The sequence below is a fragment of the Methanocalculus natronophilus genome, assembly GCF_038751955.1.
GTDB classification, from domain to species: domain Archaea; phylum Halobacteriota; class Methanomicrobia; order Methanomicrobiales; family Methanocorpusculaceae; genus Methanocalculus; species Methanocalculus natronophilus.
The window spans coordinates 313-518 of the sequence record NZ_JBCEXH010000127.1 but is presented as its reverse complement, the minus strand read 5'-3'; positions in this window follow the sequence as shown (position 1 = coordinate 518).

Genomic DNA, 206 nt, shown 5'->3' with positions numbered 1-206 from the left:
CGCTTACATTTGTTGCCTGTGACTTCATGGCTTTCTTTGTCGATACTTACGTGACAGCCTACTGGGCAGACAATACAAATCATATCTTTTTTCATACATTCACCACCTCAAATTGAACGGTTATGGGTCCTTTATATTTTAACATTTCTTTTTTAATTGTGAGTTTTTCCATCTCAGCTGGGACTACAAATTTTGCCTTTTTAGTG